The organism is Dyadobacter sp. CY351, from assembly GCF_021502625.1.
Taxonomy (GTDB): domain Bacteria; phylum Bacteroidota; class Bacteroidia; order Cytophagales; family Spirosomataceae; genus Dyadobacter; species Dyadobacter chenhuakuii.
In genome coordinates, this window is the sequence record NZ_JAKFFU010000009.1 from 142,924 (window position 1) to 155,884 (window position 12,961).

11 protein-coding genes are annotated in these 12,961 nt (G+C 45.8%); 9 read left to right on the top strand and 2 right to left on the bottom strand.

Going from position 1 to position 12,961, the window contains the following annotated elements; genetic code table 11:
- Positions 1-10 precede the first annotated feature (10 nt).
- Entirely contained in the window at positions 11-1,945 is a 1,935-nt protein-coding gene (locus tag L0660_RS17650) for a c-type cytochrome (protein WP_233797558.1), read from the top strand.
- Positions 1,946-2,119: 174 nt separating this feature from the next.
- Complete coding sequence (locus tag L0660_RS17655) at positions 2,120-4,660, top strand: hybrid sensor histidine kinase/response regulator (RefSeq protein ID WP_235160571.1); 2,541 nt, start codon at positions 2,120-2,122, stop codon at positions 4,658-4,660.
- On the opposite strand, the gene L0660_RS17660 is transcribed toward L0660_RS17655, so the two are convergent.
- Positions 4,648-6,018, bottom strand: a complete 1,371-nt coding sequence (locus L0660_RS17660) for a sigma-54 dependent transcriptional regulator (protein ID WP_026628732.1) — start codon at positions 6,016-6,018, stop codon at positions 4,648-4,650. The genes L0660_RS17655 and L0660_RS17660 overlap by 13 nt on opposite strands.
- A gap of 129 nt (positions 6,019-6,147) precedes the next feature.
- Positions 6,148-6,480: a hypothetical protein gene (locus tag L0660_RS17665; RefSeq protein WP_235160572.1), complete on the bottom strand. Its 333-nt coding sequence runs from the start codon at positions 6,478-6,480 to the stop codon at positions 6,148-6,150.
- A 536-nt stretch (positions 6,481-7,016) separates the two neighbouring features.
- Here L0660_RS17665 and L0660_RS17670 point away from each other — a divergent pair.
- The 7 genes from L0660_RS17670 (at position 7,017) to L0660_RS17700 (ending at position 12,956) form a co-directional block, all read left to right on the top strand.
- Positions 7,017-7,742: a ferritin-like domain-containing protein gene (locus L0660_RS17670; protein ID WP_235160573.1), complete on the top strand. Its 726-nt coding sequence runs from the start codon at positions 7,017-7,019 to the stop codon at positions 7,740-7,742.
- A gap of 27 nt (positions 7,743-7,769) precedes the next feature.
- Positions 7,770-8,561, top strand: a complete 792-nt coding sequence (locus L0660_RS17675) for a ferritin-like domain-containing protein (protein WP_235160574.1) — start codon at positions 7,770-7,772, stop codon at positions 8,559-8,561.
- A 229-nt stretch (positions 8,562-8,790) separates the two neighbouring features.
- Complete coding sequence (locus L0660_RS17680) at positions 8,791-10,023, top strand: sulfite oxidase (RefSeq protein ID WP_235160575.1); 1,233 nt, start codon at positions 8,791-8,793, stop codon at positions 10,021-10,023.
- 21 nt (positions 10,024-10,044) lie between these two features.
- A complete protein-coding gene (locus L0660_RS17685) occupies positions 10,045-10,467 on the top strand; it encodes a hypothetical protein (RefSeq protein ID WP_233797565.1) in 423 nt (140 codons plus the stop codon).
- Between the two features lie 47 nt (positions 10,468-10,514).
- Positions 10,515-11,063: a thermonuclease family protein gene (locus L0660_RS17690; RefSeq protein ID WP_235160576.1), complete on the top strand. Its 549-nt coding sequence runs from the start codon at positions 10,515-10,517 to the stop codon at positions 11,061-11,063.
- Positions 11,064-11,081: 18 nt separating this feature from the next.
- Positions 11,082-11,738 carry a hypothetical protein gene (locus L0660_RS17695; RefSeq protein WP_235160577.1) on the top strand — a complete coding sequence of 219 codons (657 nt, stop codon included), beginning with the start codon at positions 11,082-11,084 and terminating at the stop codon, positions 11,736-11,738.
- Between the two features lie 96 nt (positions 11,739-11,834).
- A complete protein-coding gene (locus tag L0660_RS17700) occupies positions 11,835-12,956 on the top strand; it encodes a hypothetical protein (protein WP_235160578.1) in 1,122 nt (373 codons plus the stop codon).
- Positions 12,957-12,961 lie beyond the last annotated feature (5 nt).

The following is a 12,961-nucleotide window of genomic DNA, read 5'->3' on the forward strand; positions in this document are numbered from 1 at the left end:
TTCATATATAATGAAAAAAATTGCTCAAATAGCGTTTGCTCTTCTGGCAACGATTTCAATGCTGAAAGCACAGGAATCACCCAAAGAAGAAGACTTTTACAAAATCGTCACCCCGCCCATTCCAGAGGGCATTATCCTTGAAGTGGGTGGATTAACGACCATGCCAAACGGCTCACTGGCCATTTCCACACGCCGCGGAGAGGTCTGGATCGTGGATAACCCGACCAGCCGGACGCCTTATTTCAGAAAGTTCGCGACGGGTCTGCATGAAATTCTTGGCCTTGCTTACAAAGAAGGTGCATTATACTGCGCACAACGCGGCGAGCTGACTAAGCTGGTTGATAAAAACGGCGATGGCAAAGCGGATGTTTACGAAACCGTTTACGCATGGCCATTATCCGGACATTATCATGAATATTCTTTCGGGCCTAAACTGGCACCGGACGGAAGCTTTTTTGTGAGTGGTAACGTGGCTTTTGGTGACGAAGAATGGTGGAGAGGCGAAAGCCGTGTGCCTGGCCGTGGCTGGATCTTTCACATTACCAATGACGGAAAATTCGAACCATATGCAACCGGCGTACGCTCTCCTGCGGGAATCAGCATGCTGGACGGCGAGCTGTTCTATACAGACAACCAGGGCGACTGGATGGGAACGGGCGGAATTTTTCAGGTTAAAAAAGGAGGCTTCATGGGCCACCCGGCTGGTTTGAAATGGGCTGCCGGTACACCCGTGAAACTTACAGAAAAGCAATTCTTCGCTGAGCGCGACAACCGCCAGAATAAAGACGACAAAGGACGGGCGATCAAGCCGGAAAACACAGGCAACGAAACGCCGCAGTTCCTTTATCAGCTGAAAGAAAAATATGATATGGTGCAGCTTCCGGCTGTTTGGTTGCCATATGGTGTACACGGAGTTTCTACATCAGAACTGATTTTGGATAATACACAAGGCAATTTCGGACCATTTACGGGACAGGTTTTCGTGGGTGATCAGGGACAAAGCAACATTATGCGTATTGTTCTGGAAAAAGTAAAAGGTGAATACCAAGGTGCGAGCATTGGTTTCCGCAGCGGTTTCCAGTCGGGCGTTTTGCGTATGGCTTTTGATAAAGACGGTTCTATGTTCGTAGGTGAAACAAACCGCGGATGGGGTTCGGCTGGTGATGCTAACCAGGGTTTGCAGCGCTTGGTATGGAATGGTAAAATGCCATTTGAAATGTACACAGTGAAGGCTCAGCCGGACGGTTTTGAAATAGAATTCACAATGCCGGTTGATCGTAAATCTGCGGAAGATCTTGATTCTTATAATGTGAGCAGCTATTTGTACAAACATTACCCTGTTTACGGCAGCCCTCCGATCGATACGAAGGAAGTGAAAGTAGTGGGTGTAAAGGTTTCTGATGATGCCAAAAAAGTGAGAATCGTATTGGATGGCATGCGTCAGTATTATGTGCACAAAATCCAGCTGGAAGGCGTTCGTGCTGCTACAAACAGCTGGTCGCTTGTTCATACGGATGCTTACTACACATTGAACAACATTCCTGACGGAGAAAAATTGAAAGTTTCTGACCTTAAAACGACCAGATCAGGAAAAGCGGCTGCCTCGGTTGCTGCACCTGAAAAAGAGCACGTTTCGCCGGATGGAAAAGGCAAAGCAACTACCGGCAAAGCCGCAGCCGTGAAAGTGCCTACGTTTGCAGAGGTAAAACCGCTTTTGGAAAAAAATACATGTCTGGCTTGCCACGCTGCCGACAAGAAGGTGGTTGGACCATCTTACCTGGATGTTGCCAAACGCAAATACAGCAATGAAAAGATCGTTGATCTGATCTATCATCCAAAACCTGAAAACTGGCCGGATTATGCAACGCCAATGCCTCCTATGCCGCAGGTTTCGAAGTCTGATGCAATGAAAATTGCTTCGTGGATTAATTCTCTTGCAAAATAATAAACCTGCATTTCGCAGCTGCGGGGTGCAATTTGAAATACGCTTGGAAAGGCTGCCCAAATATGCAGGGCAGCCTTTTTTCGTTATATTCACATTCTAAATCAGACAGATGCAGCTGAATTGCACCTTTTACGATTGTAAATTCGTTAAAGACATTGCATACTACATTCCGATATGTCCGCTCTTCGTGACCTTTTTTTCCTAAAATCAGTTAAAGGCAAAGTCTTGCTGGGATTTCTGCTGGCGTCGCTGGCATTGGGCACGTCGTGGATTATCAGTAAAGAAGCATTTGAAGATATGCTGATCAAGCTGGAAGTAATGTCTACGCCGAATGATAAGCTTCGGCTGGTCAATAAAGTTTTCAAAAACATCATTCAGCTCAACCACTTACAAAACACACGCACATTAAAAGGGGAAGAAAAAAACGAACAGGTTTTAGCGCAATCCAAAGAGCTGATCGCAACGCTGGATTCGCTGAGCAATATGAGCCTGGACGACCACCTTCAGATCATTCGCATTGACTCTATGAAAAGCCTGCTGAATGAGCGGGAAAAAATTTATGGAAAGTATGTCAAAGTCCGATCCAAGCTGGTCAATAACAAGGATCTGGAAGAAGAAGTAAAATCCATTTCCGGGCTGATCACTACAAAACTGAAACCGGATAGCACGGTTGTAAAAACGGAAAAACGAACTACTACAACGACCGTTTACACGGAGTTACCTGACTCTTTACAGCAAGCGAGCGAGAAAAAAGGATTTTTTAACCGGGTGTTTGGCGGTTCGAAAAAAGCAAAGAAAAACGCCCCTCCGCCACCCGCGAAAGTGGTCCAGAAACAGGAAGTGAATGTGCAGGTGGACACCATTACCGTTGCCCAGGAAGATAGCACCATTGAAAAAGTGGGCGAAGCGGTGCACGCCATTGAAAAGTCACAAAAAATCCGAACAACCAGCTTTGTAGACCGGGAGCAGGAACTTGCCACAGCAGGTAATTCACTCGTGCAGCAATTGTTGGATGTAATGCAGGAAGTGGAGGCAGAAGTGCTGAAAGAATCCAATCTGGAAGGTTCAAGGTCGAAAAACATTGTGACCGGCAGCATTAATACATTGGAGTATATCATGCTGGGATTCTTTTTCCTGACTGCGATGCTTTCCTATCTCATCTTTACGGACATTACCCAAAGCAACGCCTATCGCAGCCAGCTCGAAGAAGCCAAAGAGGAAGCCGAATATCACAGCATGGCTAAACAGCGGTTTTTATCCAATATGAGCCATGAGATCCGCACGCCGCTGCAATCCATTATAGGTTATACCGAAGCATTAAAAAAGGACGAAAAACCGAAGCGACAGGATCTGGAAACGTTGCATTCCGCGTCAGAGCACTTGCTGCATCTGGTCAATGAGGTCCTGGATTACAGCCGCATTATCTCGGATCGGTTTACTTTTGAGGAACGGACTTTCGCTATTAATCCGTTGCTTAATGAAGTGGTGCAGATGCTGCGGCCAACGGCGGTTTCAAAAGGACTTTTATTGCAATTTGAAAACGGGCTTTCTCCAAAACTCTATCTGAACGGCGATCCGTTCAGGCTGCGCCAGGTCCTTTACAACCTTCTTACAAACGCTATCAAATTCACCGAAAGCGGCGAGGTGGTATTGCGGGTTACAGGTTTTGAGAGTGACAGCGATCTTGAAATTGAATTTCAGATCTCGGATACCGGCATCGGCCTATCGCCGGAACAAGTTCAGCGCGTGTTTAACCAATTTGAACAAGCCGATCCTTCCATATCACGTAAATATGGCGGCACAGGTCTGGGCCTTAGCATTGTAAAAGCGTTGGTTGAAGGCATGTCGGGCAAGATTAAAGTCAAAAGCACACTCGGGAAGGGCACGACTTTTTTTGTAACCACCCGTATGAAAAAAGCTGAAACACTGGAAATAGCGCCCGAGGAAGCGGACAACAGGAATTATAATGTGGTCGGAAAAGTATGGCTCGTCGACGATGATGCCTTTATCCTGAAATGGTGTTCATCCGTTTTGGACAGGAACGGCATTCCGCATACATGTTTTTCTTCGGCAGAGGAAGTTTTGAGCCGTCCGTGGGATCCGCAGGTGAAGTTTGTACTTACAGACATGCGTATGCCTGGCATGAACGGCGCAGAACTTTGCAAACGCCTCCGCCAATCGGCTTCCGGGAGCACCAAATTCTTCGTACTAACCGCGCAAGCGCTTCCTGAGGAGCGAAAAGGCTTGCTAGGGATGGGATTTGACGGTTACTTAATGAAACCTTTCCATTCCAATGAACTGCTGGAATTACTGGAAGCCTCGTCCACAAAAGCCGAAGTTCCGGAAAAAACCGTGATCGAAAACTCCGAAACGGCGCTTGATTTTACATCATTGAATGAAATGACTTTTGGTGATGAAAGCCTGCTCAGGGAAATTCTGGAACAATTTGTAAAGGATTCGAGAAAGGATGTAAGCGATCTGGACGGTTACATCCAAAACAACGACCTGGACAAAGCGCAGGAACTCATGCATCGCCTGGCCGGCCGTACGGGACAGATAGGCGCCCGCGAGCTTTCGGCCAAGCTCCGTCAATATGAAGTTGCTTTGCGGGAAGACCCTTCTAAAATTTCAATCGCGGAAATGCAGCAGGTTGTGAAAAACGCTGCCATTGTGGTTGAGCAGGTTGAGGAAAGGGCCCTGGCTTACTCGATATGATATTTTTCTATCTTGTAATAAAGCGTTTTCCTGTCGATGTTTAACAGTTTCGCAGCTTTGCTCTTATTGTAGCGCACTTCCTGCAAAACCTTCTCGATCATCTCCTTTTCATGTGTTTCCTGCAAAGCTTTCAGATCTGAGCCCGTTGGCTTTTGCTGATCTTCCAGAGCGGTGATCATTTCCGCAGGCAATGCGCTTAACGTGGCTACTTCTTCTTTCGAGAGCAACACCAGTCGCTTGATGACATTATTCAGCTCGCGCAAATTGCCCGGCCAATCGTATTTATGGAAAACATCCATTACTTCTTTGGACAGTTCGCGCACATTCCTGCCTAATTCCTCGTTCGCTTTGTCTACAAAATGTTGAATAAATATGCCCAGATCCTCGCCTCTTTTTCTCAGCGCAGGAACTTCTATCTTAAATTCGTTTAATCTGTGATAAAGATCTTCACGGAAATCGCCATTCGCCGCGCTGGTCATTAGGTCCTCGTTGGTGGCTGCGATCAACCGCACATCTACCTTAATCTGCTGCGTAGCGCCTATCGGCACAATGATACGCTCCTGCAATGCGCGTAAAAGCTTGATTTGGACGTCATATCCAAGGTTACCGATCTCATCCAGGAACAATGTGCCGCCATCGGCTGCCTCAAACTGCCCTATCTTATCTTGCAATGCACCGGTAAATGCGCCTTTTTTGTGACCAAAAAGTTCGCTCGCAGCCAGTTCCTTGGATAATGAACCACAATCGATCGCTACAAACGGCCCGTTACTACGTTTGCTCATCTTATGGATCGACTTGGCGACATGCTCTTTTCCTGTACCACTTTCCCCCTGGATGATCACCGACATATCCGTTGGCGAAACCAATCGAACATACTCGTAAAGCTGCTTTGAAATCTTGCTTTTCCCTTCGATGAATTCCAGCGATTGCTTGTCGGCTTTCGCATTGACCTTCGTTTTTGGAGTCGCCTTTGTATCTGTTGATTCGGCTTTGTTAAGTGCTTCTCGTAGTACCATAAGCAGTTCCTCCGGGTTAACCGGCTTGGTTATGTAATCAAAAGCACCGATCTGCATGGCTGTAACAGCAGTACGCACATCGTGAAAGCTTGTCATGATGAATGCAGCAGTACGGTTTCCTTCACTTCTCAGTGCTTTTAGAAAATCGACCGAATTACCATCCGGAAGACGATAATCCAGCATTAACACTTCAAACGGTTCTTCGGTATCGCTACTTTTCAGTGCTTCTCTTGCTTCTTTGATATTTGAACAGACTTTAACCGAATGGCCATGCTTACCAAGGAAATTACTTAGCAGCTTTGAGAATGTAGTATCGTCTTCTACGAGGAGCAGGTGGGCCATGGGTTTTCTGATTATCAAAAATAAATACTAACTAACGAGCAGGGGAAATGTAAAATTATAAAAACAAACGCCAAAAGCCGGATAAATGTCCGGCTTTTCATTTTGAGCTAATAAATATAACGTGCAGTCCTAATCAACTTTCTTACCGTATTTGTCTAGATTGATGACAGTTGACTCTTCGCCTTTCCTGGCATTGATCTCAAAATACTGCGAGTTATCTTCCTTTGTAACCAAAAAAGCACTGGTAACCTGCCAGCCTGCATAAGCTTCTCCCGAAAGCGTATTCTTAACTGCTTCGGGCAGGTCATCCGGCCGAACAGCAACTTTATCCTGGCTTACGCTTAATTCAGTTACGACCGGGCTTGTTACATTGGCCTGCACATGGGATACACCCAGCATGGCAATGAATGTAGTGGACAGTATGATGTGCTTCATCTTGTTAATCGTGTTAGGTAAATTCATAAAAGCTCCTGATAATTTAGTGCCACAACCCAGCGCTATACAAATTAAGTTGATACTCAGATATTAACAAATCCCTTGTTCCATACATACGGCCCCACATGTACGATCTTTCAACAAGTTGTAGCATTAAACATCAGAACAGGAACCAGTTAGCAAAAAAGTGCGTATCCGACTTATTCAGGCTGATTTGCGAAATGATCCGAATTTTTTCAAGCAAAAAGTGCTTAGAAGAAAAGGATTAAGCTATCTTTGCATAGAAATTATTACTTAGTAACTGATAGTATTTAATCTACAATGCTCCGCAATATAAGGTCGTCCAGGCGATTTGGTATAAACGAATATTTACTCAACGTTACTTTCTAATATCGGATGATCCGAAAGCATCAAGAGCCTGGCAACAGGCTCTTTTTGTATTTAAGCCCCCCGCCAAAATCGCTTTCATTTTTTCGTTAACTGATCTAAAGTAAATAGGAGGTCGTAGGTCTGTTAAATCTTTTCGATAAACGAAAGGAAAGTCAAGAAACCTTTTTATTGCTATGAACAGACAAACGAAATCAAAAATCGACTCCGGAAAAGAAGAGGGAGCAAGCGCGTCAGTTGTCAACCGACGTCTATTTTTGCGTTCTGCCGGATTGGCCACGTCTTTGGGAACCATTGTAATTGCTGCCGCTTGTAATGACGACGATCCGGATCCGATGATCCCTGGAACGGGCGACAGTGTGGACCTGGGCTCAGGAGATGTTGGTGTATTAAACTATGCATACGCGCTTGAACAATTGGAAGCTGCTTTCTATACACAGGTTATTGCTACACCATTTGCAGGCATTACCGACGCGGAAAAAACAATTCTTACCGATATCCGTGACCACGAAATTATTCACCGTGACTTTTTCAAGAAAGCATTGGGTGACAAAGCCATTAAAGATCTTACTCCAAACTTTGCAACGATCGACTTCACAAAACGCGATTCAGTTTTAGGTGCTGCGAAGCTATTTGAAGATACAGGTGTTGCTGCATATAATGGTGCAGGCAGACTGCTCAAAGACGGCGGAAATCTGCTTCTTGCCGGAAAAATCGTTTCTGTTGAAGCCCGCCACGCAGCGGTGATCCGTGATTTGTTGAAACCAAAGTCTGCTGATTTTGCCGGCGATGATATCATCAACGAAAACGGGTTAGACAAAGCTGTTGCCCCTGCCGATATCCTTGCTGCCGTAAAAGGTTACGTGAAGGATACGATCACGGGAGCAAATGTGGGTAAATAATTTAATAACTAATTTGATTCAGAAACAATGGATATTTTCAAAATTATAGATGACTTTCAAAAAATTGACGGGGATGCAGCAGGCCGCCTTGAGTTTGCCACACGTCGTCACTTTATGAACAGAATCGGCAGTAAGCTTGCAACAGTTGCAGTTCCTACTGTCTTTGCTTCAATTGTAAACAAAGCGTATGCGCAGTCTGCGAAAGCAATCGACGTGCTGAACTTTGCACTGACACTTGAATATCTGGAAGACGAGTTCTACAAAGCAGGAAACGCAGCCGCGAACCTGATCCCGGCCTCGGATAAAACGATCTTCACACAAATCGGCAAGCATGAATCACAGCACGTAGCATTCCTTGTGAAAGCTTTGGGCGATAAGGCGATCAAAAAACCAACATTTGATTTCAAGTATGGTGGCGCTTTTAATGATGTGTTTACCAATTACAAAACTTTTGTAACTGTTTCCAGCGCACTGGAAGATACAGGGGTGCGTGCTTATAAAGGACAAGCGGGCGAATTGCTTGCTGATGCGCAAATCCTGGAATACGCATTGCAGGTTCATTCGGTAGAAGCACGTCACGCGGCTATGACGCGCAGGCTGGCTGCAACGGTTACAGCAAACCCGGCTATGAAAGGCTGGATCACCGGTAAAGAAGGCGCAGTTGCGGCCATTTATGCAGGTGAAGACAATATGACACAAGGCGGTGTAAACCTGAAAGGCCTTGCTTCGAAATCGGATGCAGCTATAACAGAGGCATTTGACGAACCATTGACGAAAGCCGCAGTGCTTTCAATTGCAGGTCCGTTCATTAAGGCATAACACGAGTTAGTAAGCATTAGTAAATTCTCCCTGTTGGACGTATACATGCACTTTTTTAAGTGAGTAATGTTCGAATGTCAGTACACACTATTATCGTAAGCGAGAGGTTGTCCAGCGGGCAGCCTCTTTTTTTATTAAAAATCGCTTAAATCGGGTTGATTGGGTGCTATACTAATATCGTTTATGTAAATTCGACCGTTGATATTTCGAACTATTTCTGAACCTCATAATGAATTCCGGATCCGACAGACGTGGCTTTTTGAAGCAAAGCAGCATGGCAGCACTTGCTGCGGCAATGGGAACGAACATTGTTTTTGCCAACAAAATGCCCAAAGGTTATATCCCGCTCCTATTCGATGAAAAGGACGCGCTTAAAGGCAAAAGCCAGGAAATGATCGTGCAGGGAGATAAGCCCTGGAATGTGGAATCGCCCGTTCATTTGCTCGACGACCGCATTACGCCGGTTGACAAAATGTTCATCCGGAATAACGGGCTCATTCCAGAAACGATCGACGTGGCTTCATGGACATTGACAATTGATGGAGAATCGGTGAAAGCGCCGAAGACATATACTTTGGCTGAATTAAAAAAGAAATTCAAACCTTACACTTACCAGCTGGTGCTGGAATGCGGCGGTAACGGCCGTTCCGGCTTTCAGCCGCAAGCCTCGGGAAACCAGTGGGGACAGGGTGCGGTGCATTGCGCGGAATGGACGGGCGTTCGCTTGAAAGATGTGCTGGCCGATGTGGGCATTAAAGGTGATGCGGTATACATTGGTTATCATGGTAAGGATCAGCATTTGAGCAAAGACCCAAAAAAGGAAGCTATTTCACGCGGTGTCCCGATGTCCAAAGCCCTGGAAGACGAGACGATCATTGCATGGCAGTTGAATGGTAAGGACATCCCGGAATTTCACGGTTATCCGTTAAGACTGGTTATAGGCGGCTGGCCAGCTTCTGTTTCCGGAAAATGGCTGAGCCGGATCTCGGTCCGGAATAAAGTACATGATGGTGCCAAAATGGAGGGCCATAGTTATAAGATGCCCAAAAGCCCGGTTTCACCTGGTGAGGATGTGCCCCAGACGGACGAGTATTTTAAGATTATTGAATCCATGCCCGTTAAATCGCTCATTACTTTTCCAAAATCAGGCGCAATGATCGCACCTAACGCAGAACTGGCGTTACGCGGACACGCATGGGCGGGCGACCATGCAATTAAGAAAATGGAGGTTTCGATTGACTTTGGTGCAACCTGGAAAGAATGCAAGCTCGAAGCGCCCGCTAACAGACTGGCTTGGCAGCATTGGAATACCAAGGTAAAATTCCCCTCGAAAGGTTATTATGAAGTTTGGGCCAAGGCAACCGATGACAAAGGAAATGCACAGCCCATGGTCATCCCGGCCTGGAATCCGGGCGGTTACATGAATAATGCCTGCGAGCGGATCGCTGTTAAAGTCGGTTAATCACAGAGAAAATTTCCTGCAATGCATTTGATAAAAAATAAAAATGTTGGCCTGCTGCTCACACTATTCCTTTTTTTGGGATTGGTTTCAACGGCTTTTCGTACAGAAACGCGTGTTGAGAATCAGGCAGGGTTTGCCAGTATGCCTTTGGATACAGCGAAAACAGATAAAGAAACCGGCCTGGTAACGGATCAGAACCTTTATATGGTGAAGGCGCAATGTACGAGCTGTCATTCGTCCAAGCTCATCATTGCCAACCGATTCACAAGGGACGGCTGGAAACAGAAGATCCGCTGGATGCAGGCCAATCACAATCTGTGGGACCTGGGCGAAACGGAAAAACAGGTCCTGGATTATCTGGAAAAACATTATGCTCCTACGGCAACAGCAGCCCGCAGGAAGCCCCTCAACGACATTAAGTGGTACAAGCTTGAAGAACAGTGAAAGTGTTTAGCGTGAAATTTTTTAGAGTAAAAGTGAGTAGAGTGAGAGTGAGTAGGGTAAGATTCAATGTTTTGATTGCGCTGACATGCTTGTTGACGCTTTCGTCTTTTAGTAATAATAATGCAATCCGCCTCCAAAATGGCAGCATTCAGCAGCATTATGACTTACCAAATCCCTTAAAAGCAGAGGTTATCGCGATTCAGGATGGTGACACCATTGAGCTCAAATTCCTTTTTGCAGGAAAAAAAGCAGGTCAGAGAATGGGGAAACCAATCAGGATCAGGCTTTTGCATGTGAATTGCCCCGAACGCGGGCGGCCTTATTATAAAGTTGCAAAGCAATACACAAGCCAGCAATGTTTCCGGAAAACGGTTCAGATCAGGCATGCTGGTAACTTTGATAAATATGGCAGGTTACTCGGCGAAGTTGTGCTCCCCAATAGCCGGATTTTGAATAAGGAGCTGGTTAAAGCAGGACTGGCTGTACATTTCAAAAAATATTCGAAAAGCCAGGAATACGCTAATCTCGAAATTCAGGCCAAAAAGCAAAAGGTTGGTATATGGAGCCAGTCGTCGTTATTTTTAGGTCAATTATAATTCTGATAAACACTATAAATGTCTTCCGCCTCAGCACTTTACCAGATACTGTATCAAAACGAAACATTGTTCCGTTTAGAAGGAAGCATTGTGCCTGAGGTCCTGGAAAACCTAGTTGTAAATGAGCCTGAGCGTGATCCTGCAACTGCACCCATACAAGCATCTGCACCTGTACAAGCACCAGCAACTGCGCCTGCTGCACCCGAAGTTCCGCAGCCAATAGCAAAATCAACTCCCAAAACTCCTGCTATCTTGCCTAATCCAGGTCCGGCGCCTGCATTACCCAACGCAGACTTCCCGGCATTGCTGCACAGCATACTAATCCTGATGGACGCGCCAAAGCAGAAAGAAATGGCTGCGTCGGAAGCATTGTTCCTCGACAACATTCTGAAAGCAGTCGGACATTCCGTGGAGAAAGCGGACATTTTGAATTACAGCTTTCTCAAAGGTCCGGATGCCCGGAAAGTTTTATCGGAGAAGAAAACGAACTTCTTTATCACCTTCGGCGTGCCGCTCATTAAGCTGCATTTGGACTTGTTACTTATGCCTTACACGCCCAAGCTGGTCGACGGCGTCTGGTTTCTGCTCACCGATCCGTTACATATTATTGAAGCCGACAGGACTCTCAAGAAGAAACTATGGCAGGCTTTACAGAAGATGTTTGAAATGTCCTAATCATCAGTTGGTTACCTTTTTTAATCCCCGGTCATCACAATAATGTAGCAATTTTCTCTGTTTTCATGGATAATCGCAGGTTAACCATGAAAAACTATGGCAAAATTGACTGAACTAATTGCGAATTGGTTCCGCCCAAACGCATCCGACGCGGACCAATACTATGATGATGAGCCTGTTGAAAACGCAACAGCTCCCAACGCTCCCTCTGATTATACACCTGTAACCTACATTCAACCAACACCCGTACAGGCCCCTCAACCTGCTGTTGCCGAAATTCCTGAAATACAGAAAGTGGAAGTGCCCATGCCGTATTGGCTGGAAGACGAAGATACATTGCGTGATGAGGGTGTTTTGTTTGGACTTTCTGAGTCTGACCCGAACGAAAAGACGGACATTATCCAGAAGTATTTTTCAAATCTGGTTGCCGGCCACATTGCCAGTATTGAACAGCATAATGAACGCATTCAGGAACTTAACCTCTTTATCGGGCAGAAAAATAACCGGATTGAGGAATTAAAGGACAAGTTAAAAAACCCGGTTAGTAACACGGAACGCGAGCACCATTTGCCCCGCACATTAATGGGCATAACACTCTGCGTGGCCATGTGTATTGGCAACTTCTTCCTGATCCGGGAATCATTGAAACCTGCATTTGCAGATAATTCGTGGATCGCGCTCGGTGTGTTCCTGGCGGGAATGTTCAGCTTATTTGGCAAAATTTCCCTTTTCCATGACACTGAATCCCGGGTGACCTGGAAGTCGCTACTGGAAGAGATCGGGCTTCCGTTTGCAGCAGCATTGTTTGTGTTTGCCAATGTTGTTACACACCAGACCTGGTGGCAGGCATTCGCGCTGTTTATATTCGTTTTCTTTCTTTTTATGTTCGCAGGCAAGCTTTTGCTGAGCAACATTACGGTTTTATGGAACGATACAAAGGCTTGGCTCCATATCCGGAAAGACAGCCAGGATTTCGCTGACAATAATTACAACTGGGAAAACGAATGCCAAACCCTGCAAGTGGAAATTGACGAGCTGCGCGTCAAAAAATGGCAGATCCTGCGTGACCAAAGCACTTCAGAAACGGAACGCGACAAGCTTTATGCAAAGAGGGATATGCTGGTAAAACTGTTTGAAAGCGAGTTTTACCTGGCCCGCAGAATGAAAAACGAGCTCACCACAAGACAGCTGAATCTGATCCGCAAAAGCAGGGATTAAGCTTA

What these genes read in the sequence shown, in the direction of transcription:
- L0660_RS17650 (WP_233797558.1), top strand. Translation starts at nt 11, where the DNA reads ATGAAAAAAATTGCTCAAATAGCGTTTGCTCTTCTGGCAACGATTTCA.
- L0660_RS17655 (WP_235160571.1), top strand. Translation starts at nt 2,120, where the DNA reads ATGTCCGCTCTTCGTGACCTTTTTTTCCTAAAATCAGTTAAAGGCAAA.
- L0660_RS17660 (WP_026628732.1), bottom strand. Translation starts at nt 6,018, where the DNA reads ATGGCCCACCTGCTCCTCGTAGAAGACGATACTACATTCTCAAAGCTG.
- L0660_RS17665 (WP_235160572.1), bottom strand. Translation starts at nt 6,480, where the DNA reads ATGAATTTACCTAACACGATTAACAAGATGAAGCACATCATACTGTCC.
- L0660_RS17670 (WP_235160573.1), top strand. Translation starts at nt 7,017, where the DNA reads ATGAACAGACAAACGAAATCAAAAATCGACTCCGGAAAAGAAGAGGGA.
- L0660_RS17675 (WP_235160574.1), top strand. Translation starts at nt 7,770, where the DNA reads ATGGATATTTTCAAAATTATAGATGACTTTCAAAAAATTGACGGGGAT.
- L0660_RS17680 (WP_235160575.1), top strand. Translation starts at nt 8,791, where the DNA reads ATGAATTCCGGATCCGACAGACGTGGCTTTTTGAAGCAAAGCAGCATG.
- L0660_RS17685 (WP_233797565.1), top strand. Translation starts at nt 10,045, where the DNA reads ATGCATTTGATAAAAAATAAAAATGTTGGCCTGCTGCTCACACTATTC.
- L0660_RS17695 (WP_235160577.1), top strand. Translation starts at nt 11,082, where the DNA reads ATGTCTTCCGCCTCAGCACTTTACCAGATACTGTATCAAAACGAAACA.
- L0660_RS17700 (WP_235160578.1), top strand. Translation starts at nt 11,835, where the DNA reads ATGGCAAAATTGACTGAACTAATTGCGAATTGGTTCCGCCCAAACGCA.